This is a genomic window from Pseudomonas sp. B21-048, from assembly GCF_024748615.1.
Lineage (GTDB): Bacteria > Pseudomonadota > Gammaproteobacteria > Pseudomonadales > Pseudomonadaceae > Aquipseudomonas.
In genome coordinates, this window is the sequence record NZ_CP087168.1 from 4,170,726 (window position 1) to 4,194,387 (window position 23,662).

Annotated in this window: 25 protein-coding genes and 1 pseudogene; 16 read left to right on the forward strand and 10 right to left on the reverse strand. The window is 57.1% G+C overall.

The window, feature by feature from the left end; translation table 11 throughout:
- Nucleotides 1-10: 10 nt before the first annotated feature.
- Complete coding sequence (locus LOY56_RS19600) at nucleotides 11-985, forward strand: hypothetical protein (RefSeq protein ID WP_258616660.1); 975 nt, start codon at nucleotides 11-13, stop codon at nucleotides 983-985.
- On the forward strand, nucleotides 982-1,551 hold the full coding sequence (locus tag LOY56_RS19605; protein ID WP_258616661.1) for a peroxiredoxin: 570 nt from the start codon (nucleotides 982-984) through the stop codon (nucleotides 1,549-1,551). The genes LOY56_RS19600 and LOY56_RS19605 overlap by 4 nt, the downstream gene beginning before the upstream one ends.
- A gap of 48 nt (nucleotides 1,552-1,599) precedes the next feature.
- Here LOY56_RS19605 and LOY56_RS19610 read toward each other — a convergent pair whose 3' ends face one another.
- Nucleotides 1,600-1,848, reverse strand: coding sequence for a hypothetical protein (locus LOY56_RS19610; RefSeq protein WP_258616662.1), 249 nt, complete (start codon nucleotides 1,846-1,848; stop codon nucleotides 1,600-1,602).
- A 936-nt stretch (nucleotides 1,849-2,784) separates the two neighbouring features.
- On the opposite strand from LOY56_RS19610, the gene LOY56_RS19615 reads away from it, so the two are divergent.
- Complete coding sequence (locus LOY56_RS19615) at nucleotides 2,785-3,498, forward strand: HNH endonuclease (protein ID WP_258616663.1); 714 nt, start codon at nucleotides 2,785-2,787, stop codon at nucleotides 3,496-3,498.
- Between the two features lie 235 nt (nucleotides 3,499-3,733).
- On the opposite strand, the gene LOY56_RS19620 is transcribed toward LOY56_RS19615, so the two are convergent.
- Complete coding sequence (locus LOY56_RS19620; protein WP_258616665.1) at nucleotides 3,734-4,120, reverse strand: type II toxin-antitoxin system VapC family toxin; 387 nt, start codon at nucleotides 4,118-4,120, stop codon at nucleotides 3,734-3,736.
- Nucleotides 4,117-4,362 carry a type II toxin-antitoxin system Phd/YefM family antitoxin gene (locus LOY56_RS19625; RefSeq protein ID WP_134417866.1) on the reverse strand — a complete coding sequence of 82 codons (246 nt, stop codon included), beginning with the start codon at nucleotides 4,360-4,362 and terminating at the stop codon, nucleotides 4,117-4,119. The genes LOY56_RS19620 and LOY56_RS19625 overlap by 4 nt, the downstream gene beginning before the upstream one ends.
- Before the next feature lie 203 nt (nucleotides 4,363-4,565).
- On the opposite strand from LOY56_RS19625, the gene LOY56_RS19630 reads away from it, so the two are divergent.
- On the forward strand, nucleotides 4,566-5,555 hold the full coding sequence (locus LOY56_RS19630; protein ID WP_258616667.1) for a hypothetical protein: 990 nt from the start codon (nucleotides 4,566-4,568) through the stop codon (nucleotides 5,553-5,555).
- 28 nt (nucleotides 5,556-5,583) lie between these two features.
- Nucleotides 5,584-5,738: pseudogene (locus LOY56_RS19635) on the forward strand (helix-turn-helix domain-containing protein); the annotation flags it as partial.
- A 55-nt stretch (nucleotides 5,739-5,793) separates the two neighbouring features.
- On the opposite strand, the gene bglX reads toward LOY56_RS19635, so the two are convergent.
- Complete coding sequence (bglX, locus tag LOY56_RS19640) at nucleotides 5,794-8,097, reverse strand: beta-glucosidase BglX (protein WP_258622776.1); 2,304 nt, start codon at nucleotides 8,095-8,097, stop codon at nucleotides 5,794-5,796.
- Between the two features lie 275 nt (nucleotides 8,098-8,372).
- On the opposite strand from bglX, the gene LOY56_RS19645 reads away from it, so the two are divergent.
- Together LOY56_RS19645 and LOY56_RS19650 are read left to right on the forward strand one after the other, a co-directional pair.
- Entirely contained in the window at nucleotides 8,373-8,690 is a 318-nt protein-coding gene (locus LOY56_RS19645) for a helix-turn-helix transcriptional regulator (protein ID WP_258616668.1), read from the forward strand.
- Between the two features lie 11 nt (nucleotides 8,691-8,701).
- Nucleotides 8,702-8,917, forward strand: a complete 216-nt coding sequence (locus tag LOY56_RS19650) for a helix-turn-helix domain-containing protein (protein ID WP_258616669.1) — start codon at nucleotides 8,702-8,704, stop codon at nucleotides 8,915-8,917.
- A gap of 51 nt (nucleotides 8,918-8,968) precedes the next feature.
- Here the strand turns inward: LOY56_RS19650 and LOY56_RS19655 are convergent, their stop codons facing one another.
- Entirely contained in the window at nucleotides 8,969-10,027 is a 1,059-nt protein-coding gene (locus LOY56_RS19655; protein WP_258616671.1) for an MBL fold metallo-hydrolase, read from the reverse strand.
- A 214-nt stretch (nucleotides 10,028-10,241) separates the two neighbouring features.
- Here LOY56_RS19655 and LOY56_RS19660 point away from each other — a divergent pair, with 214 nt between their 5' ends.
- Nucleotides 10,242-10,850, forward strand: a complete 609-nt coding sequence (locus LOY56_RS19660) for a TetR/AcrR family transcriptional regulator (protein ID WP_258616672.1) — start codon at nucleotides 10,242-10,244, stop codon at nucleotides 10,848-10,850.
- A gap of 140 nt (nucleotides 10,851-10,990) precedes the next feature.
- Nucleotides 10,991-11,536, forward strand: a complete 546-nt coding sequence (locus LOY56_RS19665; protein ID WP_258616674.1) for a DUF1003 domain-containing protein — start codon at nucleotides 10,991-10,993, stop codon at nucleotides 11,534-11,536.
- 6 nt (nucleotides 11,537-11,542) lie between these two features.
- On the opposite strand, the gene LOY56_RS19670 is transcribed toward LOY56_RS19665, so the two are convergent.
- Complete coding sequence (locus tag LOY56_RS19670; RefSeq protein WP_258616675.1) at nucleotides 11,543-12,484, reverse strand: LysR family transcriptional regulator; 942 nt, start codon at nucleotides 12,482-12,484, stop codon at nucleotides 11,543-11,545.
- Nucleotides 12,485-12,499: 15 nt separating this feature from the next.
- Between LOY56_RS19670 and LOY56_RS19675 the strand changes: the two genes are divergently transcribed.
- Nucleotides 12,500-13,207: a CTP synthase gene (locus LOY56_RS19675; protein WP_258616676.1), complete on the forward strand. Its 708-nt coding sequence runs from the start codon at nucleotides 12,500-12,502 to the stop codon at nucleotides 13,205-13,207.
- Nucleotides 13,204-13,527, forward strand: a complete 324-nt coding sequence (locus LOY56_RS19680; RefSeq protein ID WP_258616677.1) for an antibiotic biosynthesis monooxygenase — start codon at nucleotides 13,204-13,206, stop codon at nucleotides 13,525-13,527. The genes LOY56_RS19675 and LOY56_RS19680 overlap by 4 nt, the downstream gene beginning before the upstream one ends.
- A 73-nt stretch (nucleotides 13,528-13,600) precedes the next feature.
- Here LOY56_RS19680 and LOY56_RS19685 read toward each other — a convergent pair whose 3' ends face one another.
- On the reverse strand, nucleotides 13,601-13,927 hold the full coding sequence (locus LOY56_RS19685; RefSeq protein WP_258616678.1) for a DUF2025 family protein: 327 nt from the start codon (nucleotides 13,925-13,927) through the stop codon (nucleotides 13,601-13,603).
- 235 nt (nucleotides 13,928-14,162) lie between these two features.
- On the opposite strand from LOY56_RS19685, the gene LOY56_RS19690 reads away from it, so the two are divergent.
- The 3 genes from LOY56_RS19690 (at nucleotide 14,163) to LOY56_RS19700 (ending at nucleotide 17,048) form a co-directional block, all read left to right on the forward strand.
- Entirely contained in the window at nucleotides 14,163-15,296 is a 1,134-nt protein-coding gene (locus LOY56_RS19690; protein ID WP_258616679.1) for a glycerophosphodiester phosphodiesterase, read from the forward strand.
- Nucleotides 15,297-15,404: 108 nt separating this feature from the next.
- Nucleotides 15,405-15,710, forward strand: coding sequence for a PepSY domain-containing protein (locus tag LOY56_RS19695; RefSeq protein ID WP_258616680.1), 306 nt, complete (start codon nucleotides 15,405-15,407; stop codon nucleotides 15,708-15,710).
- Between the two features lie 159 nt (nucleotides 15,711-15,869).
- Nucleotides 15,870-17,048, forward strand: coding sequence for a GAF domain-containing sensor histidine kinase (locus LOY56_RS19700; protein WP_258622781.1), 1,179 nt, complete (start codon nucleotides 15,870-15,872; stop codon nucleotides 17,046-17,048).
- A gap of 107 nt (nucleotides 17,049-17,155) precedes the next feature.
- Here LOY56_RS19700 and LOY56_RS19705 read toward each other — a convergent pair whose 3' ends face one another.
- Nucleotides 17,156-18,781 carry a methyl-accepting chemotaxis protein gene (locus tag LOY56_RS19705; RefSeq protein WP_258616681.1) on the reverse strand — a complete coding sequence of 542 codons (1,626 nt, stop codon included), beginning with the start codon at nucleotides 18,779-18,781 and terminating at the stop codon, nucleotides 17,156-17,158.
- A 277-nt stretch (nucleotides 18,782-19,058) separates the two neighbouring features.
- On the opposite strand from LOY56_RS19705, the gene LOY56_RS19710 reads away from it, so the two are divergent.
- Together LOY56_RS19710 and LOY56_RS19715 are read left to right on the forward strand one after the other, a co-directional pair.
- Nucleotides 19,059-20,081: a transporter gene (locus tag LOY56_RS19710; protein WP_258616682.1), complete on the forward strand. Its 1,023-nt coding sequence runs from the start codon at nucleotides 19,059-19,061 to the stop codon at nucleotides 20,079-20,081.
- 187 nt (nucleotides 20,082-20,268) lie between these two features.
- The gene (locus LOY56_RS19715; protein WP_258616683.1) at nucleotides 20,269-21,885 is read left to right on the forward strand and encodes an inorganic phosphate transporter; all 1,617 of its coding nucleotides are present in this window, start codon (nucleotides 20,269-20,271) and stop codon (nucleotides 21,883-21,885) included.
- A 69-nt stretch (nucleotides 21,886-21,954) separates the two neighbouring features.
- On the opposite strand, the gene LOY56_RS19720 is transcribed toward LOY56_RS19715, so the two are convergent.
- Both LOY56_RS19720 and LOY56_RS19725 read right to left on the reverse strand, forming a co-directional pair.
- On the reverse strand, nucleotides 21,955-23,190 hold the full coding sequence (locus tag LOY56_RS19720; protein ID WP_258616684.1) for an RNA polymerase sigma factor: 1,236 nt from the start codon (nucleotides 23,188-23,190) through the stop codon (nucleotides 21,955-21,957).
- A 100-nt stretch (nucleotides 23,191-23,290) separates the two neighbouring features.
- Nucleotides 23,291-23,635: a YciI family protein gene (locus tag LOY56_RS19725; RefSeq protein ID WP_258616685.1), complete on the reverse strand. Its 345-nt coding sequence runs from the start codon at nucleotides 23,633-23,635 to the stop codon at nucleotides 23,291-23,293.
- Nucleotides 23,636-23,662: the final 27 nt, after the last annotated feature.

Genomic DNA, 23,662 nt, shown 5'->3' on the forward strand with positions numbered 1-23,662 from the left:
GGGGTCAGCAATGTCGCACTTCTCTCTCCATGGACAGTACCGCGTACAAAGCCGGCGAGACTATGCCACATCAGCACTGGAGGGTGAGTGGTATGGCGGCCCGGGTTTGCTGGGCAATGCGGGTATCAATGAGGTATTACGGGCCCATCCGTTCTGGACTGGACAGGTACAGGTTGCGTTGCGGCCTGCGCTAATCAGTCAACGTTTCGGCAAATTCGCCTCCGAGCCGGACATTCTCTACAAGCATGACCTGTTCATCCCCTCCCCCGACAGCGATGCCATGCTGGAAAATATTGTCGATGTGCTCAAGTCGTGGCAGAACTGGATCCAGCGGAAAAAATTTGTCCAGACGCTGTTCTGTGCTGAAGACTATCAGCACGCCATGGGGCATTTAAGCGACTTGCAAACGACCATCGCCAATGAATATATGGTGCATGAGGCCGGGCACTTCATCGCCTATGATGTTTTTACCAAACAGAACGACGGTTATTTCGCACCCGGCGGAAAAACCGTGTGGCCGCTTATCTACCTTGAAGAATTCCGAGCGGATTTGAATGCTTTCGGATTTGCGGTAAAACTGCTACCCCCTGAACAGGCTGTACAAATCTTCCTGTATAACCTGCTACTTCGCTTTGGCGTTCATCGCCAAGGCATATTGACCCTGCACAGTGCACCTTACGGCCTGATACCTTATCTCTTGTTCTGTTTACTGAACGAGCTTGGTTTTGTTGCGGTTATTAACGTGCACGGGCGTTATTGTTTCAAGTTAAGCAACCTTCATACAACAACCCTCATCGGCTTAATGCAAGACTGTGCCCATCATGCGAAAGTACAATTGAACACGGTGGAAATGGCCTCCACCCGTTCATGGGAGCGGGCTCTCGCCGCAGCGAGTTACGTTCGGAATCGGTTGGAACAATATGAACAGACCAGGCAATTCGCATTGGTAATGAACCAGCCTGCAACAGGCAAGGAACAAGCATGACTGACCAACAACCTAATCCCTATACGCTTCCTCCTGACTTGCCTGTCCCGCAGGATGACGGTGCGTGTGATCATCTAGCGAGAATGCGGTTGCCGGAAATCGAATTGACGTCCACAGAGGGAAAACTCTGGAATCTGACTAAACACGCCGGGAAAACAATAGTCTATATCTACCCGGCCACCGGCGTACCTGGCAAAGACCCCATACCAGACTGGGATGCTATTCCAGGAGCACCGGGTTGCACCTTGCAGTCACTGGGCTTTGGCGAGCGTTACGAGCAGTTTAAGAAGATGGGGTATCAGGTATTCGGGGTCAGCGGACAGAGTACAGCCGAACAGATCGAGTTCAAGCAACGAACAAAGCTACCCTTCATACTCTTGAACGATTCAAACTTCATTCTGCGAGACAAACTCGGCCTGCCCACCTTCCAAGCCTACAGTCAATTGTTTTACAAGCGTTTGGCGCTGATAGTGGAAGACGGGAAAATCAGGCAGGTGTTTTACCCAGTATTTCCACCGGATCAATGCGCGGCCAAAGTATTGGCATGGCTGGAGAGCAACGAATAGGCCTGACGGCAGGCCATTATGCCCAGACGCATACCCTTCTCCATTGTTCTAGTCATCATTACTATATCGATGCCTGTCAAAAAAAAGACCTGCACCGAAAGAAAGAACCATGATCGGTAGAGCACCAAGATCAAGCCCTTCGATCTTCGGCACCACTATAAAAGCAGCCACCCCACCCAAGACAAAAGCGCTGATACCCAACCATTTCCTGTACCGATACGGCCTAACGAAAAACCCCAGAATGAGAGCAATACTCAACAATAACCCGTCGCCAAAATATTCACTCATCGCTTGCATCAACCTTTTGCCTTGATAATCATCGATAAAGTCGAATGCTGGGGCCCTATGCCGCCATTGGCTCTTGCATCGACACTGACAATCACATCACCCGCGTGATAAGTCGGCAACCGCTCAAGCGCAAACATCTGACCTGCTTTACCTAGCACAGGGCCAGAAATAAAGCCGTAAGGCAGAACTCAAGCTACAGCAGCACCGAAGGCACCGGCGGTAATATTGGCAACGCTCATTCGCTGTTCATTGAGCGTATCAGCGTATCAGCGTATACCCTAGTCAATGGGCTGGATATCCCAACCATCATGGCGCAAGACCGGTCCTTTGCGAGCATTCTTTCATACAGATCGACCACCAAATTACTGACATCAAAATGTGCGGCTTTCGTCTCGTATAAATAAAGCTCTCTAAGTCGGCCTCGATCACTCGGTTCAACCGTGAAGTTCACGACTGTGAAAGAAACGCCATGACGACCAAAATACTGATTCCGCTCCAGCTTCACGGATACGTCCTTTATTTGAGTAAGGGCATAACTATTCCTTTATTTTGTGCTGTTGTAGACCCTGCTATAGAGGAAACAAAAAAAGCTTACAGAGTTTTCGGACGTGTCCTACACGGCACTTATGTGCGTGATCCGATGGTAAGAACCCTGGGTGCGTAAAACGCTTAATCATCCCTATGGCAATCCAACGATACTCCTATAGCATTTACAGCTTCTTCAAGGATGAAGGTTGGATTTGGCTGCGGGACCATGCCTTATCTGTTATTCAATCACACGCGACGGCGGGGTGCCGGTATTTCAGTCTTCGAAGCACTCGGCGGGTGGTGCGAGTATTTGTAGGATCGCTTGAGCGATACGTCGGTCTTTTCTGTAGGAATTTTCGTAGACAGGTGTAATGGCCACTCAGTATCGTCCGAGGGTTTTCAACCCTCGGCGATTGTATGGACACAGGAAAGAGCAACAGCGATTGGAGTGACGTGGAGATTCAGGCTGCGGTCGATGCCTATCTCAGCATGTTGTCACGCGAGCAAAGCGGTCAGAAGGTCAATAAGGCTCATGAGAATCGCGTCCTGCGCGAAAGTGCCTTAGCGGGCCGCACCAAAGGTTCGGTTGAATTTCGGATGCAGAATATCTCTACCGTGTTGGTCGATCTCGGGCGAGATCGCATTGAGGGATACAAACCCGCCAAGAATGTCGGTGCGAATGTTGAACGCAGTATTCGTGAAGCACTTAACGCTCCAAGCACTTTGACGCCTGAAGACTTTGCCCCAACAGCTGATGAGGCAACGCTCGAACGCCGCGCCGCAAAACTTGAGAAACAGCCACTCAAGGGTGAGCCGAAAGGGATTGTGAAACCTATACAAACTCAGGCCAGCGGGAAATCTTATGTCCGAGATCCGGAAGTGAGAGCCTGGGTTCGCAAACAAGCTAAAGGTATATGCGAGGGCTGCCGCAAACCTGCGCCGTTCAAAAAGGACGGCAGACCGTTTCTTGAGGTTCATCACGTTAAGCATTTGGCACAGGAGGGTTCGGATCGTCCGAGCAATGCTGTGGCGCTATGCCCAAATTGTCATCGGAGCTGCCATCACTCTGACGAAAAAACTGAGTTCACAGCGTTACTTTATAAGCAGGTCGCGCGGCTAATTCCTGAGTAATTGAACGCGATCCGTGGCGAGGGCGCTTGCTTCCGTTCGGGTGCGAAGCAGTCGCCTAGCGAACAACTCGTATGCCAGGTATGTCGTGTTTGCCGGTTTTGGGGCCGCTTCGCGACCCAACGGGGGCAAGCCCCCTCGCCACAGATCGAGGCAGGATTGATGACTGCGTTGATGTTGGAGTCGCGAGCAGTCTCCCACATAGCATTGGCAGCGCGTCTGAGGAAAACACTATCTCCTACAAACGTGCCGAAACCACTCGTACGCCATACTGCGGAATAATCCCGTCCGCTGTGACCAACTCCAACCCTTCCGCCTGAGCCTGGGCAATCAACATTCGATCAAATGGATCGCGATGAATCTCCGGTAACTTGCCCGCCTGCTGTCCATGGAACAGCGAAATCGGCAGTTTTGTAAAACCCTCATCCTCAACCAGCGCCTCAAGATCCTCTGGAGCCTCTAGCATCCCTTTAGCCTGTTTGATCGATATTTCCCAAATCGATGCTGCGCTCACCAGAACCTGATTACGTGGCTCTCCGATCATCTGTCGAGCATCCGCGCCCAGTGCAGGATCATCGGACAACCACCAGAGAAACGCATGGGTATCTAATAACAAGCGCCTCATAGGCTGCCCTCAAACCCATCAATGATGTCGTCAGGGGTCTTGTCAAAATCTGCAGACATCCGAATCTTCCCCTTCAGCCGCCCAGGCTTGCGCGCCCGAGGTGTATCAACATGAGGCAGCAGATCAAGATACGGCTTACCGGCCTTGGCGATCACAACCTTGTCGCCATGCCATACACGTTCCGCAAGTTGGGAGAGTTGGGATTTTGCTTCGTGCATGTTTACTTGCACCAGTTCATTCATTTGGCACCTCCACAAAGTTAGCTAAGCTAGCCTAAGCCTGAGTTTTCCTATAGGCAAGGTGTCGAGCTGACCGTCTATCAAAAATGGCCTTTCAAACCTTGCCCAACGATCAACGTGGCCCTCCGCTTGAATAAACAGGTGCGCCATCTTCATGCTACCCGCTATTAATACGCCACCCTCCTTTGAAGGATCCAAGCCCCGCCATGAAATTCGACCTCGCCTACTGCCTCAGCCTCGACGACAAGCTGTCGATCTATGACGTGCGCGATTTGAATTTCGACGAAACCATGGATTTCGATTCCGCCAAAGAGCACTTCCAATGCCCCAACGATGCTTGCCGTTCGGCGTTTGATGCGGCCAACGTGTTGGGAACGTTCAACGCCAAGAATGTGAATTACGTGCGCACGCCGCACTTCAAGAACATTCCCAGCACGCGGCATATCGAGGGTTGTCCTTATGTCAGTCTGAAGACGCCGGCGTCGGGCTTGGAGGCGGACGGTGCGGAATCGGATGACAGTCGGGAGGAGCATTTCCCGTCGGAGTTGTTGCTGACTCGACGTGAGTATGTGCGTAAGCCGTCGGGCCCGGCGGTGGCGACTGATGTGATGCGGGACGATCCGAAACCCTCTTCAGCGGCCAGTAATGTCGAACACCCGAGCCGCGAGTCGGCACCGGACAAGACCAGTGTTTTCGCCCATCCGGTTGAGTGTTTTGTGTCGAACTTCGAGGACAAGGAGCTGCTCAAGCGCATGCCGCTGAAGATTGGCGAGCACTCGGCGCCTTATGGGTCGTTCTTCAAGAAGATCGAATATCTGCAGGACAACAAGGGGCTGATTTACTGGGGCAAGATCAAGGAGATCAAGGATTACACACAGAGCTTTCGCATCGATTTCGAACAGAAGGTCTGGTTCAAGCAACCGGACGAGGCGAAGAAGAAGCCTTACTCGGTTAATGTTTACCTGAGCAAGAAGCTGATCGACAACTACCGCAAGCGCAAAGCGTTTCTGGAAGAGATCAAGCACGCCATCGACAGTGAGGCGCAGTTGTATTGTTTCTTTTATGGCGTTCAGCCTGCGTTGAAGCAGGTGCCGAGCAAGAAAAAACCCGAGCAGACGTTCGGGGTGTTCAGTGCCAATATCGAGAACCTGGATCACTTCATTATTCGTGAAGCGCCGGGGTTGGCGGACAAGTAAATTCGCCTCAGGGCAGTTGCAGCGCTACGCCGCCGGGGTGCTGGCCTTGGCGCGGCTGGCGGTGGGCACGCAGCTAACGCGGATTGCGCTGGATTTTGGCTATGACAGCCCGGCGGCGTTCTCGACGATGTTTCGTCGTGTGTGGGGTAGGCACCGTCCGTTTGGTTGGAGGGGGCGAGATAGAGAGCTCCCCCCTAAAGTCAATCACGCGGCAAGCGCACCGCTCGCTCCTACTTCTTTACTGATCGGTTTTAGCCACTGCTTGTTCTGGCAGCAACTCAAAACTCTGCTCCTTCACATCCTGGGAATCCAGTCCGATCTGCACCCGGAACTCGCCGGGCTCGGCGGCGTATTCCAGCTGGGCGTTGAAGAACTTCAGGTCGTTCTCATCAATGCTGAAGTGGACTGCTTTCTCCTCCCCCGCCTTTAGCATGATTTTTTGAAAGTTCTTCAGTTCTTTGACCGGACGGCTGACGGATGCCACGACGTCGCGGATATACAACTGGACCACTGTTTCGCCGTCGCGCTGGCCGGTATTTTTCACTATGACACTAGCAACGAGGTTGCCGGTCTTGTTCAGTGTGGTCGAAGACAGGGCCATGTCGGTCAGGCTGAAATCGGTATAGCTCAGCCCATAGCCGAAGGGATAAAGCGGACCATGGGATTGATCGAAATATTGCGACGTGTAGTTGCGAAGCGCACCCACGATGTAGGGGCGACCGGTGTTCAAGTGGCTGTAGTAATTGGGGATCTGCCCCACGGAACGTGGAAAGGTGATGGGCAACTTGCCGGACGGGTTGTAGTCCCCGAACAACACATCGGCAACGGCGTTGCCTCCCTCAGAGCCGCTGTACCAGGTTTCCAGAATCGCACCGGCCTGTTTATGCTCCTTGCCGATGGAAAGTGGTCGGCCGTTCATCAATACCAGTACCAGCGGTTTGCCGGTGGCTTTCAGTGCGGTGATCAATTCACTCTGACGCCCAGGTAGATCGAGGCTGGTTCGACTGGCCGCCTCATGAGACATACTGCGTGGCTCGCCCACCACCGCAATCACCACATCGGCTTGCTGTGCAGCCTTCACCGCTTCCTCAATCATTTCGGCTGCCGGACGAGGGTCGTTCGCGATTTCGGACACTCCCTGGTATTCCAGGTATTTAACGACCTCCTGGTCCTCCTCGAGATTGGCGCCTCGGGCATAGATCAGCGAGCCCGTGTTCATCGCGTTTTTCAGCCCGTCGTAGATCGTCACCGATTGCGCGGGCACGCCGCTTGCAGACCAACTGCCCATGATGTCGACGGTACTTTTTGCCAGTGGGCCTATGAGCGCGATCACGCCCTCTTTTTTCAGCGGCAAGAGCGAATTTTCATTCTTCAGCAGCACCAATGTCTTGCGTGCCACCTCACGGGCCTGCGCTCTGTGCAGACGGTTTTCGGCATTGTTATCAGCGGGGTCTTCACTGGCAACGCCAATGCGTCGGTAAGGGTCTTCGAACAGCCCCATGTCGTACTTGGCACCCAGCACTTCGCGCACTGCATTATCAATATTGCTCTGGGAAATAGCGCCTGACTCAAGCAGCCCGGATAACTCCGGACCATAGGAGAAATCGTTCATGCTCATATCAACGCCAGCCCTGATCGCGAGCCTGGCCGCATCGCGAGGATTCTTCGCAACACCATGCTGAACCAGATCGTTAATCCCGTTATGGTCGCTGATGACCAGCCCCTTGAAACCCCATGCCTTGCGAAGCAGGTCTTGCATCAACCATGCATTGGAAGCGGCTGGCACACCGTTTATCGAGTTAAGCGCCACCATCATCGCCCCCGCGCCACCTTCAATCGCCGAACGATAAGGTGGCAGGTATTCCTGGTACATCCTGGCCAGGCCCATGTCGACGCTGTTGTAGTCGCGTCCACCCTCGACAGCCCCGTACAACGCAAAGTGTTTGGCGCTGGCCATGATGCTGTCGGGTGCATTCGGGCTTGCGCCCTGGTAGGCCTGAACCATCGCTTTGGCAATGCGCGAAACCAGATAGGTGTCTTCGCCGAAGCCTTCGGAGGTGCGCCCCCAACGAGGATCCCGGGCGATATCGATCATCGGGGCGAAGGTCAAATCGATACCGTCCGCACTGGCTTCTTTCGCCGCTGTTCGACCACTCAACTCGATAGCGCCAATATCCCAGCTGGAGGCCAATGCCAGACCAATGGGAAAAATGGTTCGATGGCCGTGTATCACGTCCCAGCCGAAAAACATCGGTATTTTCAAGCGGCTTTGTTGAGCCGCGTCCTGCATGGGTCGGTTGACGTAGCGGCTCACAGAGCCGTACGTACCACCGATTCGCCCGGCGGCGATCTCTTCGCGTATCTTTTCGGGCGTCATCTTTTCATCAATGGCGATCAACCGCAGTTGACCGATTTTTTCCTCCAGGGTCATCTGATCTATCAGGTTGCTGACAAAGGCCTCTTTACTTAACGATGCCATATCAGCCACGACGGGCAGACTTGTAAAACCGATCAGGGCACATAACAGACGTAGTCTTTTCATGATTCCCTTCCTGCATAACGCTGTGGCGCACTGCCGCTGAAACGCCCCTTTCCTGTACTGAAAATCAGAAAGCTGACGTTCAATCATTGCTGCTAACGAGAGTTGAATGCCCATTGAACGTTCAGCTCCCGCATAGAACAGCGTAGTCGGTCCAATGCCCCTGGCTGAGCGAAAAAATAGAATCAATCAAAAAATGAGTTTGATCCAGGCCAAAAATAACTGTACAAAAACACAGTACTTTTTCGAATCGTCACTCTCGAACCCTGGAGAAAACCATGGCCTCTCTTGCGATGAAAATCACCCTGGAACGTATCGCCCTCTTCCAGTTCACCCCTGCCCACTGCGTCCAGGCCCGAGCGATGCTGGGCTGGAGTATTGAAGAGCTATCCGCGCAATCCGGCGTTTCCGTTGATGCCATTCAGCGTTTCGAAGCGGAACGCGATGTGCTGGATGTCACCCGACTGGCGTTGGCCTATCAGTTGGAGTCGCAAGGTTTGGTGTTCTTCCCCGGGTTTGCGCCGGGCAGAGGGATGAATGTGAAAGGGGCGACGCCGAATCCGGTGGCGCGGGCGGATTATTCGATGGTTGAGTGAGGTGTCAGCAGATGAATGAAATTGATGGAAGCAGGCGGGCCAAAGCCGAACACATTATGAAGATTGGTCTGCTCCTCGAAACCGGCCGGCTGAGTAAGACTGAGGCTGCGCAAAGGCTCGGGCTGTCTCAGGAGGAACTCGACGAATTACTTCGTGGAAAATTCAATGATTTGACCGTGGCAAAGATTTCGGAATATCCAAGCCTGCTGCCGGATGAACGCAGGTAAGTGGGTTGAGAGCCCGGACCGCTCCCACGGCAAGTGGCCCGGCACACAATATCAAGCGTTATGAACCGCCACCTGATCGTTTATATTTTCCAGATTTAGCCACCACGCACGACCAGGCTGCGGATACATCACATTGAACGCCTCACCCATCTGCGGCGTGATAATCGACACATTCCGCTCCCAGGCCAGTGCCAAAATGCGGTCGAAGGGTTCGTACCAGGCGTGCATCGCCAGGTCGAAGGTGCCGTTATGGATCGGCAGCAACCAGCGTCCTTTAAGATCGATATGCGCTTGCAGGGTTTGCTCGGGCTGCATGTGAACGTGAGGCCACTCGACGTTGTAGGCGCCGGTTTCCATGAGCGTCAGGTCGAACGGCCCATACTGCTCGCCAATGCGTTTGAAGCCGTCGAAGTAGCCGCTGTCGCCACTGAAGAAGACCCGCGTGTCACCGTCGATCATCACCCACGACGCCCAAAGGGTACTGTTGCCGTCGAACAGGCCACGACCGGAAAAATGCTGCGAAGGTGTGGCGACAAATTGCAGGCCATTGACCTCGGTACCCTGCCACCAATCCAGTTGGCGCACTTTACTGGCGTCGATACCCCACTTGATCAGGGTGTCGCCCACGCCCAGCGGGGTGAGGAAGTATTGGGTCTTGTTCGCCAGTTTGAGGACAGCCTGATAATCGAGATGGTCGTAGTGATCGTGGGACAGGATCACCGCTTCAATTGGCGGCAGGTCTTCAAGACTGATAGGCGGTTGGTGAAAGCGTTTGGGGCCGGCCCATTGCACTGGTGAGGCGCGCTCGGCGAAGACCGGATCGGTGATCCAGAATTTGTCTCGCAGCTTCAACAGAACCGTGGAATGGCCGAGGCGATAGACGCTGTGGTTGGGCGCGGCGATCAACGCAGCCCGGGTCAGGGTTTCCACTGGGACAGGAGTGGATGGGCGGGTGTCGCGTGGCTTGTGGAAGATCATGTTCCAAATGATGCGCAAGGTTTTGCGAAAGCCTTCGCGCTGCACCGGCACATGATTGCGGTACTGCCCTTGAGCCTGTCGAGATGCTTCGGGCGTTGAGGCGTTATTCGCTGGGGACGTTGAGGTGGCCATGACTGAATGACTCCAGAAAAACCGCTCATTAGCGATTTCTTGCTTGGGACGATAAATGGCCAAGGCATGCACACATTGGCCGCAGATTGTATTTTTTACCGGGCAGGATTAACAAAATATTACACTGCACAGTGTAGTTTCAAGGTTGCATCAAAGCCGATCACAAGTAAACTGCCAAGTGTAATTTCAGAACTTTTCCTTTCGAAGCGTATTTATGACAGCGCCACAGCGCCTCACCGACCGTAAACGAGAAGCCATCATCCAGGCGGCGATTGCCGAATTCCGTGCCAACGGTTTCGACATCACCAGCATGGACAAGATCGCCGCCACCGCCGGTGTGTCAAAGCGCACGGTGTACAACCACTTCCCGAGCAAGGAAGAGTTGTTCGCCGAAATTCTCAATCAATTGTGGACGCGGGTGATGGCTGAACAGGAAACGGTCTACCGCCCTGACCTGCCCCTGCGCGATCAGTTGCGCCTGATGTTGCAAGCAAAACTGCAGATGCTGGCCGATGACAATTTTCTCGACCTGGCGCGGGTGGCGATTGCCGCCACCATTCATTCTCCAGAGCGCGCACAGAACATGGTCGCTCGAATGAGTGAGCGCGAAGAAGGCCTGACTGTGTGGATTCGCGCCGCCCAGGCCGATGGCCGATTGATGCCGGCTGCACCAGAGTTCGCCGCGCAACAGGTTCAGGGACTGCTCAAATCCTTTGCGTTCTGGCCACAGATTTCCATGGGCCAGCCAGGCTTGTCGCCCGAGATGCAGCACACCGTTGTGGAGTCGGCGCTGGACATGTTCCTGGCCTGTTATGAGCGCTGAATCGAGCTGCAAAGAATGACAATGTCCGTCGTTTTATCGTTGGCCGGTCACTCTGCATAAATCACCGTAATGTGTTTCAGAATGAAACTGGCGCCGGGGCTATAGTGAGCCTCAGTCCCAATGACCCTGCAGGGAGCACCATGAGTACCCCAACCCGCAAAATCGAAACCGAATTCACCGGCCCCGTCGATCACCTGCGCTTCCATCGCCCACATGCTCACCTCGCGTCGACGTTTGGCAACGACCGTTTTGCCCTGCGCGCCGAGGCCTTTGCACGGTTCTTCGGCACGCCGACTTTTCTCGGCGCCCAGACCCTGATTGTGGTGGTCTGGATTTGCCTGAACTTGTCAGGCGTAACCGATTTCGATGTGTACCCGTTCATCCTGCTTAACCTGGCGTTCAGCCTGCAAGCGGCCTATGCCGCGCCGCTGATTCTGCTGGCCCAGACACGTCAGGCGGCGCGGGACAAGGCCCAGTCAGACGCCGATGCGCGACATCGTGAAGCCTTGGCCATCGCCAACAGTGAACGCCAGGTCCAGGCCGCGCGAAACACCGCGCAACTGATGGAGCTGCTGGAGCAAAACACCCGGCTCACCGAAATCACCAAGACCCTGACCGAACGTATCGAAAGCCTGACGTCGGAAATGCATCAACACTTCGTAGGCAAAGAGCCGCCGAAAGCGTGATCCGGCTCAAGGCAACTTCAGCGCCCGCCCCAATTCATCGAACAACGTCACCACCGAACGCAACGCGCGGCAGTCCGGGCGAGTCAGCAACCACAGCGCGGCGTCGTAACCGTGCAAGGGGTCGGTCAACGGTTGCAGTCCGTCACCGATGAGGAAGTCCGGCAACGCCGCGACACCCAGCCCGGCCCGTACCAATTCGGTCACCGATAACATGCTGTTGCAGCGATAACTCGGTGTCACACCAGGCAACTGCTGACGACGCCAGGCGACGGTGGGGTGATCAGGCAGAAAGTCGTCCGGAGCGATCCAGGTCAAAGCAGCCAGCTCGTGGGAATCGACCGATTGTAGATAGGCCGCGCTGGCACAGACCCGGTAGGAAATATCCGCCAGCCGCCGGCCAACCAAATGCTCGGGCGGTGTGCGGGTCAGCCGCAAGGCGACGTCGGCATCGTGACGGCTGAGGTTGGCAAAGTCGTTGGAGGTGCAGAGTTCAAGGGTCAGCGCCGGATAGGACGGCATGAACCTCGCCAGTGCTGGCAACAACAAACTTTGCAGGACCGAGTCGGTGCAGGTCAGGCGCACGGTGCCGCTGATGATTTCACCGCCCTGCTCCACGCCAATGCGCGCAGCCTCCAGCGCTTGTTCGGCGTGTTCAGCCTGCTCGGCCAACGTCTGTGCCAGCGTGGTCGGCAGGTAACCGGCACGGCTCTTTTCAAACAGTTGCTGACCCAGCGCCGCTTCCAGTCGGCGGACGGCGCGAAACACCGTCGAGACATCGACCTTCAACAACGCTGATGCCCGGGCCAGAGAGCCGCCGCGCACCAGGGCGAGGATCAGGGACAGGTCCGGGTAGTCCAGTCGATAGTGCGTCGGTGCATTGACCACTTGGGATAACGCCAATATTGATTGCATGAACGCCAATCTATAGTGGCTGCCAGGAATCAACAAGCGTCGAGATCACTCATGGAAACCAACGCCATCCGCATCGCCCTGATCGGCGATCACGACCCACAAGTCACCGCCCACCAAGCCATTCCCGTCGCCCTCGGCATGGCCGTTGAACACATAGGCAAGGACATACCCTTTCAATGGTTGGCCACCGACAGCATCAACGCCGAAACGCCACTGGATGACTTCGATGGTTTCTGGTGCGTGCCTGCCAGCCCGTATCGCGACATGGGCGGCGCTTTACGGGCGATCCGTTTTGCCCGCGAGCAACAGCGACCGTTCCTTGGCACGTGCGGCGGCTTTCAGCACGCGGTGCTCGAATTCGCCCGCAACGTTCTGGGCTGGCAGGATGCCGAACACGGCGAGACCTCGCCCGAGGCGACGCGGGCGTTACTCACGCCGCTGGCCTGCTCGCTGGTGGAAGCTGTCGACAGTATTCATTTGGTTGAAGGCTCGTTGATCGCCAAGGCGTACGAAAAGACTGAGACTCGTGAGGGATATCACTGCCGTTATGGTGTGAATCCTGAGTTTGAACGGGCACTACTGAAACAACAGTTACACGCGGTTGGCCACGATTCGGCGGGGGATCTGCGAGCGGTGGAGCTGAAAGATCATCCATTCTTCGTCGCCACGTTATTCCAACCGGAACGCGCCGCGCTCAAGGGTATTCTGCCGCCGTTGGTCCGTGCGTTGATCGAGGCTTGTGCGAGGCAAAAATCGTGATTGCCCCGACACCTGCAACGCCTTATTACGCAGTGATTTTCACCTCGCTGCGCACCGACGGCGATCACGGTTACGAACAGGCCGCCGAACGTATGGTGGCACTGGCCCGTGAGCAACCCGGCTTTCTTGGCGTGGAATCGGCCCGGGGTGCGGATGGGCTCGGGATTACGGTGTCGTACTGGGACAGCGAAGCGGCGATCCTGGCCTGGAAACACCATCCCGAGCACAGTGCGATTCGTGAGCGTGGGCGGTCGACCTGGTATTCGGCGTGTCATACGCGGGTGTGCAGGGTTGAGCGGGCGTATCTGTTTAAGCAGTGATTGCTGCTGTGTTCTTTAAATCGCCGTCGCGGGCAGGTCCCGCGAAGAGGCCAGAACAAACACCGCAAAAACATCACCCCCGCACCAAACTCCTCATCGCCGTAATCTGCGGCACGTCCCGCCGGTTCATGTACACCCGCAACGGTTCGGTGATGTTGATCTGGTCATCGATGTTCTGGTCCAGCAGCAACTGGATCAGTTCGCGCTTGAGCGTCATGGTCTGCTCGGGGCCGGGTGCCCAGACGAATTCACTGGTGGGGATGATGCCCTCGTCGGCCACGTCCATGCCGAACGAGTCTTCGCTGAAACGAACGATGTACTGGCCGGTCTTGCGATTGAGACCAACAAAGCCTTTGAGTTGGTCGGCGGCCTGGCAAATGAGCTGGGAAGTGATGCGCATGATAAACCTCACAAAGGGTCGCAAAGGACCGGTGATCGATGGTTTACACGCAGGGCAAAAGAACGGATTTCCCTCTGCCGGGGAATCGCCGAGGCCAAGAGTACTGCAAAGAACCGCCCAAAAGCGCTGAAAAAATCTGCTTTAAACACGTTTATGTCGGTCTTGCGATAGCGCAAGCGGTGTTCAGTTGTTAAAAGAGACGTCTCTGAAAATCCATCGCAAAAGGACTTCGACCATGCCTGTCACCTTTACCAAGAGCGCCCTGCTGCTGAGCCTGATGCTCGGCCTCGGTCAGGCACAGGCCACCAGCGAGCCAAACCCCACCGCGCTGGCGACTCGCTTGGGCATTCCGCATCCGGCGGTGATCGCCCATCGTGGTGCGTCGTTCGATGCACCGGAATCCACCGCGGCGGCCTACAAACTGGCTCGCGACCTGGGTGCCGATTACCTGGAAATGGATCTGCAACGCAGCAAGGATGGCGTGCTATTCGCCCTGCACGACAACAACCTGCAACGCACCACCGACGTCGCCACAAAATTCCCTGAGCGCAAGGACAGCCCCGCCAACGAATTCACGATCGCCGAACTCAAAACCCTGGACGCCGGCAGCTGGTTCAACAGCGCTTACCCGGACCGCGCGCGTCCGAGCTACGCGGGGCTTAAGATCCTGACCCTGGACGAAATCATCGACATCGCCCAGGGCAACCCACTGCACAAGCCGGGCCTGTACATCGAGACCAAGGAGCCAAAGCAGTTTCCCGGCATCGAGCGTGACCTCAAGGATAAATTGCAGGACCGCGGCTGGCTGAGTCCGGCCGGTTCAAAACTGGCGAAGAGCAATCTGGCGGTCGGCCAAGGCAAAGGCAAAGGCAAAGTGGTGCTGCAAACCTTCGAGAAGACCAGCCTCGAATTGCTTGAGAAGGAAATGCCGCAAGTGCCGAAAATCCTGTTGCTGTGGGTGGGCGAAGGCAGCATCGAGCCGAAATCCAAAGTGACGTTCGCCGAGTCCGGCGACAAGGATAAAGCGACCTGGTACGCCAAGCAGGAACCAAAAGACAAAGCCGAGTTCCAGCAATGGGTCGAATACGCCAAGGCCCAGGGCGCTATCGGCACCGGCCCTTCGGCCGCACTGACCCAGCGCGGCGATCAGAGCTATTCGGACCTGGTGCAACCGTGGATGAACCAGTACACCCACGATCAGGGCCTGCTGGTACACGTCTACACCATCGACGATGCCGTGGATTATCAGAAAGTGACGGATGCCGGCGTCGACGGCATCTTCACCAATCGCGCCAGCGAACTGCTGAAGTTCTATAAGCGTCCGGCGGCGGCGAGCGTTGCGCAGTTGTTGCAGAACAACGGGTATTGATTCGAGACCGCGAAGCTTTTAAGCCGACGCCACGAGTAATTAAGCGTGAATTAAGTTGCGCTGTTTAACCTGATCCCACTTAAACAGCTCATCCAAGGAAAGAACTTCATGAAAACCTTAACTGCCCTATTCACCGCCGCTACCCTGACGCTCACCGCTGGCTTGGCGCAGGCTGACGTTCGTATCGACCAGATCCCTGAGTTGGTCAAGAGTGGCAAGATCAAACCCCTGGAAGAACTGAATCAGGCCGCCCTGAAGTTGCACCCGGGTGCCACGATTACCGACACCGACCTGGATAACCACTTCAACGGTTACGAATATGAAGTTGAACTGCGTATGGCGGATGGCACTGAGTGGGACGTCGACTTTGATGCCACCACGGGCAAGGTTTTGAGCGACAAACAAGACAAATGATTCATCTGCAAAAAGCCGCACGATTCTCGGATCGTGCGGCTTTTTTTGCATTCGGCATCAGGCCATTCGCTGAAGCGACGAACGAAGGCGCGCTATTTCGCGCAAGCCCGCTAGAATCCCTCAAAACCATTCGGCATGTTGAAGCAGAGAACCACGGATATGGGGCAAACAGCGGCAGCAGACATCGCCACAATCAGCCGGATCAGCGCGGTGCCGGCGATTCTTCAGGTAATCAGTGAGTTGACCGGGTTGCGGTTCGCGGCGGTGGCGCGTGTTATCGAAGATTCCTGGATTGCTTGCGCGGTGCTCGATCGACTGGATGTCGGTTTGCAAGTGGGCGATGAACTGGATCTGGTCTCCACCCTGTGCAACGAAATTCGCCTGGGCCACCACTCGGTGGTGATCGACAAGGCCAGTGAAGATCCGCTGTATCGCAATCACCACACGCCCAGCACTTATCCATTCGAAAGCTACATGGCCGTCCCGATAGTGCGCACAGACGGGCGCTTTTTCGGCACCCTTTGTGCCTTTGATCCCACTCCGGCGCCGCTCAAGTCCAGCACGATCCAGAGCACCATGGAGTCTTTCGCCCGGATGCTGGCGCTGCAGATCGAAGCCGAAGAAAACCTGCAACGGACCGAAGCGTCGCTGATCAAGAAACGTAAAACCGCCGAATTGCGCGAACAGTTCATCGCCGTGCTCGGCCATGACCTGCGCAACCCCTTGTTTGCCATTAGCGCCGGTGCCGAAATGCTTCTGCGTAAAGTCTCTGACCCCGCAAATGAGCAACGCGCCCGGCACATCCTCACCAGCGCCCAACGTGCGACCAAACTGGTCGATGACGTGCTGGACTTCGCCCGGGGCTCACTGGGACGGGGCATTCCCATGAACATCGAGCCGTGCCCGGATCTGGGAGATGCATTGCGGCATGTCATTTCCGAGATCCAGAGCATTCACCCTAAACGCATCATTCAGTCGTCGATTGGCGACCTGAGCAACATTCATTGCGATCGCGAGCGGGTCGCACAGTTGCTGTCCAATCTGGTGGCGAACGCAGTTGTCCATGGAGACCCCGACGGCCCGGTCGAGGTCAGCGCGCAAATCAAGGAAGGGCACTTTGTGTTGAGGGTAAAAAACCAGGGGCTGATTGCCGAGGATGCGCTGCCGCACCTGTTCCAGCCCTACTCCAAACCAGCCGACGCAAGACCGCAGGCCGGCCTCGGGTTGGGGTTGTACATTGCCAGTCAGATTGCGCAGTCCCATGGCGGGAAACTGGAGGTGGTCTCGACCGAGCTACAGGGTACGACGTTCATCTTCAGCTTGCTCCCACGGACTTGAGCGGCGGTGCCGAGCACCGAACCGACGGACTGCCAACCTCATCCTGCAACGCCTGTAACCACGCCGCCGTCACCGCCTGCAACAAAGCCCAAGTGTGGCCGCTTTCACTAGGCGCTCAACCGCGCCGTCACTTCATTCAACTGCCCCGACAACCCATGCAGATTGTGGCTGGCCGCTTCAGTGCGCTGCACGTTGTCCAGGTTGGTACTGGCGATGCTGGTGATTTCGGTGAGGTTACGCGAGATGTCTTCGGCCACTGAAGTCTGCTCTTCAGCGGCGGTGGCGATCTGGCGGTTCATGTCGCGAATGGCTTCCACGGCATGAGTGATGCGCTCGAGCATGGCGCCAGCCTGGGTTACTTGCTCGACACTTTGCTCACTGCGCGACTGGCCGCTTTCGATGGCTTGGGCCGCGTCCACAGCACCGGTTTGCACGGTTTGAATGATCTGATTGATCTCGATGATCGACGCTGCCGTGCGCTGGGCCAGGCTGCGTACTTCATCGGCGACCACCGCAAATCCGCGGCCGGCTTCACCGGCACGGGCCGCTTCGATCGCCGCGTTGAGCGCCAGCAGGTTGGTTTGTTCGGCGATGCCGCGAATCACTTCCAAGACCTTGCCGATGCGTCCGCTGTCTTCTTCCAGACGACGGATAACCGTGGCGGTGTTGGCAATTTCGCCGCGCATTTGGGTGATGGTATGAATGGTGCCCTGCATGACTTTTTCGCTCTGCTGGGCGGACTGATCAGCATCATCGGCCGCACGTGCCGCATCGGCTGCGTGGCGCGCGACTTCTTGCGCAGTGGCGGACATCTCGTTCATCGCCGTAGCCACCTGATCGGTACGGCTGAACTGCTCGTTGGTGCCACTGGCCATGAGGCCGGCAATGGAATTCAGCTCGCCGCTGGCGGTGTTCAGATCCGTCGCACTGCGCTGTAAACGACTGAAAGTTTCGGCGAGGAAATCGCGCAAGGTATTGGCGGCCTTGGCCAGGTTGCCCAACTCGTCCTGACGGGTGCTGGCCACGCGTTCGGCAAAGCGGCCCTGGCTGAGTTGTGTCACGTAGTCGATCAGTTTGCGAATCGGCTCCACCAGGTTGCGGTTGACCAGCCACAGGCTCAACAGGCCAATCAACACTCCCGACAGCAGCATCACCACGAGCCCCAGCAATACAGTCTGAGCGGCGCTGGCACTGATCAGCTTCGATTGTTCGATGCCCTGTTTGCGCAGTTCGCTGACCAATTCATTCATCTGTTCGCTGGCCGCACGGTCGACACCTTTGACCGCGTTGTCGCCGGTCTCTGGGTCGGCACCGGCAGCGGCGTAGGCATCACGGCCCTTCTGATAGGCCGCACCTAATACACGATGCTCTTCACGCAGGCGTTCGATGCGAGTCTTGAGTTGCGGCTCGATGCCCTTCTGCCCGGCCAGTTCGCCGAGAATGCCCTGCACGTCGCGCTGGCGGTCCTCGAACTGCTTCCAGTATTTGTCCAGGTTCGCAGGTTCCTTGCCGCGCAGCAGAACGTTTTTCCACTCCTGAACCTGCACCTTGAATTGCAGGTTGGCTTCATCAATCAATTGCGAGGTGTGCAACGGACCTTCAATCAGGTTCGCGTAGTTCTGAACGCCATTGGACAGAAAGTGAAAGCAGGCCAACGCGATCAGCAACATCGCCAGCAGGCTGCCGCTCAACAGGGCAAGAATTTGTGCTCGCAGGGACTTTTGCAAAAACATCGAGTGATATCTCATGACGAAGTTGAAGCACGACTTATAGACGTGCGAGGTGTCCGGACATCCCTGTCAGCGACGCTGGTTTATGACCAGAATCGGAAGATCGACAACAGCCTCATCGGCGGGCCAGAGCCTTTCTTGAGTTTCTTCCGACCACTGGCAGCGGGCGGTTTTTTCGGCGCCATTCAACTGTCACAAAACCTTCAGAATTGCTTGCGATGATGAGGCTCAAGTGAACCTGGGAAACCTGCAACAGGCGTCCCCCTCACAGCGAGACCTCATGAACCACAGCATCGACCAGCGCCATCGCGATTCCGACCTGTTCGGCCTCCTTTACGGCTTCAGTTTTCGCCCCGGCGAGCGCGGTCAGGAAATCGATTCGGCCAAGGCGCTGCACTGCCTTCAACAACCGGACGACAGTGATGAATTCCTCTGGTTGCACCTGAACCTGGCCCACGCCGCATGCGAGCGCTGGATGAAAAGCCATCTGGCATTGCCTGACGAGTTTTTCGAAGCCTTGCACGAAGGTTCCCGTTCGACGCGCATCGAGCATGTCGATTCGGCGTTGCTGGCGGTGGTCAACGACGTGGTGTTCAACCTCAGCAGCATGGTCTCCTCGGATGTCTCGACGCTGTGGGTCTGTGCCCGCAGCCGGCTGATCATCAGCGCCCGACTGCAACCGCTGCACTCGGTGGACAAGCTGCGCTCTTCGGTGAAGGCCGGTGAATGCTTTCGCTCACCGCTGGAATTGCTGGTGCATTTACTGCGCGATCAGGGCGAAGTGCTGACGCAGATCGTGCGCAAGACCAGCCTCAGCGTCGATCAGGTCGAAGATGAGTTGCTGTCTTCGCGCCTGTCGACCAACCGGGCTGAGCTGGGCGCCAACCGCCGGGTGCTGGTGCGCCTGCAACGGTTGCTGGCGCTGGAGCCGGGCTCGTTGCTGCGCCTGCTCAATCGTCCGCCGCAATGGTTGCAGAAAGAGGACGTCAAGGAGCTGCGCAAGTCCACCGAAGAGTTTGCGCTGATCATCAACGACCTCACGGCCCTCGGTGAACGGATCAAGCTGTTGCAGGAAGAAATCGCCGCCAACCTCAACGAACAAAGCAACCGCACGCTGTTCACCCTGACCGTGGTCACGGTGCTGGCGCTGCCGATCAACATCATCGCCGGTTTCTTCGGCATGAACGTCGGCGGCGTGCCGCTTTCCGGTGACCCAGAGGGGTTCTGGATTCTGGTGGCGCTGGTCGCGACGTTTACCCTGATTGCCGGGCGCTGGGCGTTTCGCAAGCGCCAGGATTATTGATTACCACCACCGGCACCATCGCTCGACGCAGAGCGTCCGGGGCGGCATTACCACGCGGAGCGTGGGAACGATCAGATCGTCGGATCGCGGCCCCACAAAAAACCCAAACACTGACCCAGCGCAGTCTCTTTGTAATATTTAGCAACGATCATGGGAGACATTCCTTCTCTGCTCAGGATTGTCCGGCATGGCCACGCCTTCCTTCACCGCCTCTGCCCAGGCTCCCGCCAGCAGCGCCAAACTGCAGCTCGATAAAAAACCTGGTCTGCTCACCCTTGTGCTGTTCTTTGCGGTGCTGAGCAGCGGGCTGTTGTTCACCGCCTACAGTCTGATGCACGACATGAGCGAACTCGGCACGGTGGTCACCACCTGGACGCCGTTTCTGCTGTTGGGCGTCGCACTGTTGATTGCTCTGGGCTTTGAGTTCGTCAACGGTTTTCACGACACCGCGAACGCCGTGGCGACGGTGATTTATACCCACTCCTTGCCGCCGCATTTCGCGGTGGTCTGGTCCGGATTTTTCAACTTTCTGGGGGTGTTGCTGTCGAGCGGCGCGGTGGCGTTCGGCATCATCGCCCTGTTACCGGTGGAGCTGATTCTGCAAGTCGGTTCCTCCGCCGGTTTCGCGATGATCTTCGCCCTGTTGATCGCCGCGATCCTGTGGAACCTCGGCACCTGGTGGCTGGGTTTGCCGGCGTCTTCGTCGCACACCCTGATCGGCTCGATCATCGGGGTCGGCGTGGCCAACGCGCTGATGCACGGCCGTGACGGCACCAGTGGCGTGGATTGGGCCCAGGCAACCAAAGTGGGTTACGCGCTGTTGTTGTCACCGCTGATCGGCTTCGCGTTTGCCGCGTTGCTGTTGCTGGCATTGCGCGCCTTCGTCAAAAATCGCGCGTTGTACAAAGCGCCGAAGGGCGACACCCCGCCACCGTGGTGGATTCGTGGCATGTTGATTCTGACTTGCACCGGTGTGTCGTTCGCCCACGGTTCCAACGACGGCCAGAAAGGCATGGGCCTGATCATGCTGATTCTGGTCGGTACCCTGCCAATGGCGTATGCGCTGAACCGGACCATGCCGGCGGATCAGTCCCTGCAGTTCGCTGCGGTGGCTGAAGTCACCCAGCAAGCCCTGATGAAAAACTCGCCGGTGCCGGCGCCCGCCGATCCACGCCCGGTGCTGACCGATTACATGCGCAGCAAGGAAGCCACGCCGCAACTGATCCCCGCCCTCGCCGCGCTGGCGGGCCACATCGGTAACGAAGTGAAGGGTTACGGCTCACTGTCGAAAGTCCCGGCCGAAGCGATGGGCAACGTGCGTAACGACATGTACCTGACCAGCGAAACCATTCGCCTGATGGACAAGAACAAGGTAGGCAACTTTGATGCCGACACCGCCGGCAAGCTGCTACTGTTCAAGCAACAGATCGACAACGCCACACGGTTCATTCCGCTGTGGGTGAAGATCGCGGTGGCCATCGCCCTGGGGCTGGGCACCATGGTCGGCTGGAAACGCATCGTGGTGACGGTCGGCGAAAAAATCGGCAAGACACACCTGACCTACGCCCAGGGCGCCTCGGCGGAAACCGTGGCGATGCTGACCATCGGCGCCGCTGACATGTTCGGCCTGCCGGTGTCGACCACCCACGTGTTGTCTTCAGGCGTGGCCGGGACCATGGTTGCCAACGGTGGTGGCTTGCAGATGAAGACCATCCGCAATCTGCTGATGGCCTGGGTACTGACCTTGCCGGCGGCGATTGTGTTGTCGGGCAGTTTGTATTGGTTGTTCACCAAGCTGTTTTGATCACACAGGGCCTGTAGTAGCGAGCGCTGTGGCGCCCCACTTGCCCGCGAAAGGGCCCGCAAGATCACATCATTCCAACGCCTTGAGCCGCCCCTCGATAAACCGCCGCTCCGGCACCTGCTGCGTCAACTCCAGCGCCCGTTCATAGGCCGCCCGCGCCTCTTCCGCCCTTCCCAACTGCCGGTAAAACTCGGCCCGTGCCGAGTGCGCCAGGTGGTAATCCAGCAGCTCGCCCCGCGCCAGAATCCCTTCGATCAACGTCAACCCGACCAATGGGCCATCGCGCTTGGCCAATGCTGCCGCGCGGTTGAGTTCGATCACCGGCGATGGCACGGCCCGCAGCAGCACGTCATACAGACCGATGATCTGCGGCCAGTCCGTCTCCGCCGCCGTCGGCGCTTCGGCATGCACCGCCGCAATTGCCGCTTGCAAGCAATAAGGCCCGAAGCGCCGCGTCGTCAATGCCCGCTCCACCAGCGCACAGCCTTCGGCAATCAACTCGGCGTCCCACAACGAGCGATCCTGTTCATCCAGCACAATCAGCTCGCCGTCGGGTGAAGTCCTGGCCGGGCGCCGGGATTCATGCAACAGCATCAGTGCCAGCAGCCCCATCACTTCCGGTTCAGGCAGCAATTCCATTAACAACCGACCGAGACGAATCGCTTCACGCGTCAGGTCTTCCCGGGTCAGTTCATTGCCAATGGACGCCGAATACCCTTCGTTGAACACCAGGTAAATCACCCGCAACACGCTGTCGAGACGCTCAGGCAGTTCCGTGAGGGTGGGCACCTGATAAGGGATTTTCGCGTCACGAATCTTGGCCTTCGCCCGCACGATGCGCTGGGCGATGGTGGTCGGTGCCGAAAGAAAGGCCCGGGCGATTTCTTCGGTCGTCAGGTCGCAGACTTCGCGCAGGGTCAACGGCACTTGAGCGTCCGCGGCGAGTGCCGGGTGACAACAGGTGAAAATCAGGCGCAGGCGATCGTCTTCCACATCCTCATCACTCCAGTCAGCCTGCTCCAGCGCTTCCAGTTGAGCGATCAACATCGGCCGGGACGCGTTAAAACGCGCGCGTCGGCGCAATACATCGATAGCCTTGAAACGCCCGGTGGACACCAGCCAGGTGCGTGGGTTGTCCGGCACGCCGTCACGCTGCCAGCGTTCGACCGCGACGAAGAACGCCTCGTGCAGCGCTTCTTCGGCGAGGTCGAAATCGCCGAGCAGACGGATCAGTGTCGCCAGAATCCGCCGCGAGTCTTCGCGGTAGACCTGCTCGACGCGCGTCCGTACCGACTCGCCAGGCATCAGTGCGGCAGGCCTTCAGGGAAAATGGCCTTGGTGAACATCAGACGCTTCGAAGCGACGGATTGTGGGCTCATGAAAGAACTCCTGTTGTGAGCGTTATTCAGGGATTCAACTGGCGAACGGGTCGCACCTCGACACACCCGACCCGGGCCGCCGGGATGTTGCCGGCGACCTGGATCGCTTCATTGAGGTCCTTGGCATCGATCAGGTAGAAGCCGGCCAACTGCTCTTTGGTTTCAGCGAACGGGCCATCGGTGATCGACATTTTGCCGTTGCGCATACGCACGGTGGTCGCGGTCTGCACCGACTCCAGCGCTTCGGCGGCGATCATCCGGCCGCTGCCCTGGATCGACTCGCTATAGGCCATGCACTCGGCGTCATGGGGGCTTTCGGGCAGCGAGTGCAAGTCGTGCTCGTTGCTGTAGACCAGGCATAAATACTTCATGGGACTCTCCGTTCTTTGGGGCTCTCC

Excerpts from the sequence above, each read along its gene's own strand:
- LOY56_RS19700 (WP_258622781.1), top strand. The coding sequence starts at position 15,870 with ATGGGGCAAACAGCGGCAGCAGACATCGCCACAATCAGCCGGATCAGC.
- LOY56_RS19655 (WP_258616671.1), bottom strand. The coding sequence starts at position 10,027 with ATGGCCACCTCAACGTCCCCAGCGAATAACGCCTCAACGCCCGAAGCA.
- LOY56_RS19645 (WP_258616668.1), top strand. The coding sequence starts at position 8,373 with ATGGCCTCTCTTGCGATGAAAATCACCCTGGAACGTATCGCCCTCTTC.
- LOY56_RS19705 (WP_258616681.1), bottom strand. The coding sequence starts at position 18,781 with ATGTTTTTGCAAAAGTCCCTGCGAGCACAAATTCTTGCCCTGTTGAGC.
- LOY56_RS19605 (WP_258616661.1), top strand. The coding sequence starts at position 982 with ATGACTGACCAACAACCTAATCCCTATACGCTTCCTCCTGACTTGCCT.
- LOY56_RS19720 (WP_258616684.1), bottom strand. The coding sequence starts at position 23,190 with ATGCCTGGCGAGTCGGTACGGACGCGCGTCGAGCAGGTCTACCGCGAA.
- LOY56_RS19725 (WP_258616685.1), bottom strand. The coding sequence starts at position 23,635 with ATGAAGTATTTATGCCTGGTCTACAGCAACGAGCACGACTTGCACTCG.
- LOY56_RS19665 (WP_258616674.1), top strand. The coding sequence starts at position 10,991 with ATGAGTACCCCAACCCGCAAAATCGAAACCGAATTCACCGGCCCCGTC.
- LOY56_RS19660 (WP_258616672.1), top strand. The coding sequence starts at position 10,242 with ATGACAGCGCCACAGCGCCTCACCGACCGTAAACGAGAAGCCATCATC.
- LOY56_RS19715 (WP_258616683.1), top strand. The coding sequence starts at position 20,269 with ATGGCCACGCCTTCCTTCACCGCCTCTGCCCAGGCTCCCGCCAGCAGC.
- LOY56_RS19625 (WP_134417866.1), bottom strand. The coding sequence starts at position 4,362 with ATGAATGAACTGGTGCAAGTAAACATGCACGAAGCAAAATCCCAACTC.
- bglX (WP_258622776.1), bottom strand. The coding sequence starts at position 8,097 with ATGAAAAGACTACGTCTGTTATGTGCCCTGATCGGTTTTACAAGTCTG.
- LOY56_RS19620 (WP_258616665.1), bottom strand. The coding sequence starts at position 4,120 with ATGAGGCGCTTGTTATTAGATACCCATGCGTTTCTCTGGTGGTTGTCC.
- LOY56_RS19610 (WP_258616662.1), bottom strand. The coding sequence starts at position 1,848 with ATGCAAGCGATGAGTGAATATTTTGGCGACGGGTTATTGTTGAGTATT.
- LOY56_RS19675 (WP_258616676.1), top strand. The coding sequence starts at position 12,500 with ATGGAAACCAACGCCATCCGCATCGCCCTGATCGGCGATCACGACCCA.
- LOY56_RS19615 (WP_258616663.1), top strand. The coding sequence starts at position 2,785 with ATGGACACAGGAAAGAGCAACAGCGATTGGAGTGACGTGGAGATTCAG.
- LOY56_RS19630 (WP_258616667.1), top strand. The coding sequence starts at position 4,566 with ATGAAATTCGACCTCGCCTACTGCCTCAGCCTCGACGACAAGCTGTCG.
- LOY56_RS19710 (WP_258616682.1), top strand. The coding sequence starts at position 19,059 with ATGAACCACAGCATCGACCAGCGCCATCGCGATTCCGACCTGTTCGGC.
- LOY56_RS19685 (WP_258616678.1), bottom strand. The coding sequence starts at position 13,927 with ATGCGCATCACTTCCCAGCTCATTTGCCAGGCCGCCGACCAACTCAAA.
- LOY56_RS19650 (WP_258616669.1), top strand. The coding sequence starts at position 8,702 with ATGAATGAAATTGATGGAAGCAGGCGGGCCAAAGCCGAACACATTATG.
- LOY56_RS19690 (WP_258616679.1), top strand. The coding sequence starts at position 14,163 with ATGCCTGTCACCTTTACCAAGAGCGCCCTGCTGCTGAGCCTGATGCTC.
- LOY56_RS19695 (WP_258616680.1), top strand. The coding sequence starts at position 15,405 with ATGAAAACCTTAACTGCCCTATTCACCGCCGCTACCCTGACGCTCACC.
- LOY56_RS19600 (WP_258616660.1), top strand. The coding sequence starts at position 11 with ATGTCGCACTTCTCTCTCCATGGACAGTACCGCGTACAAAGCCGGCGA.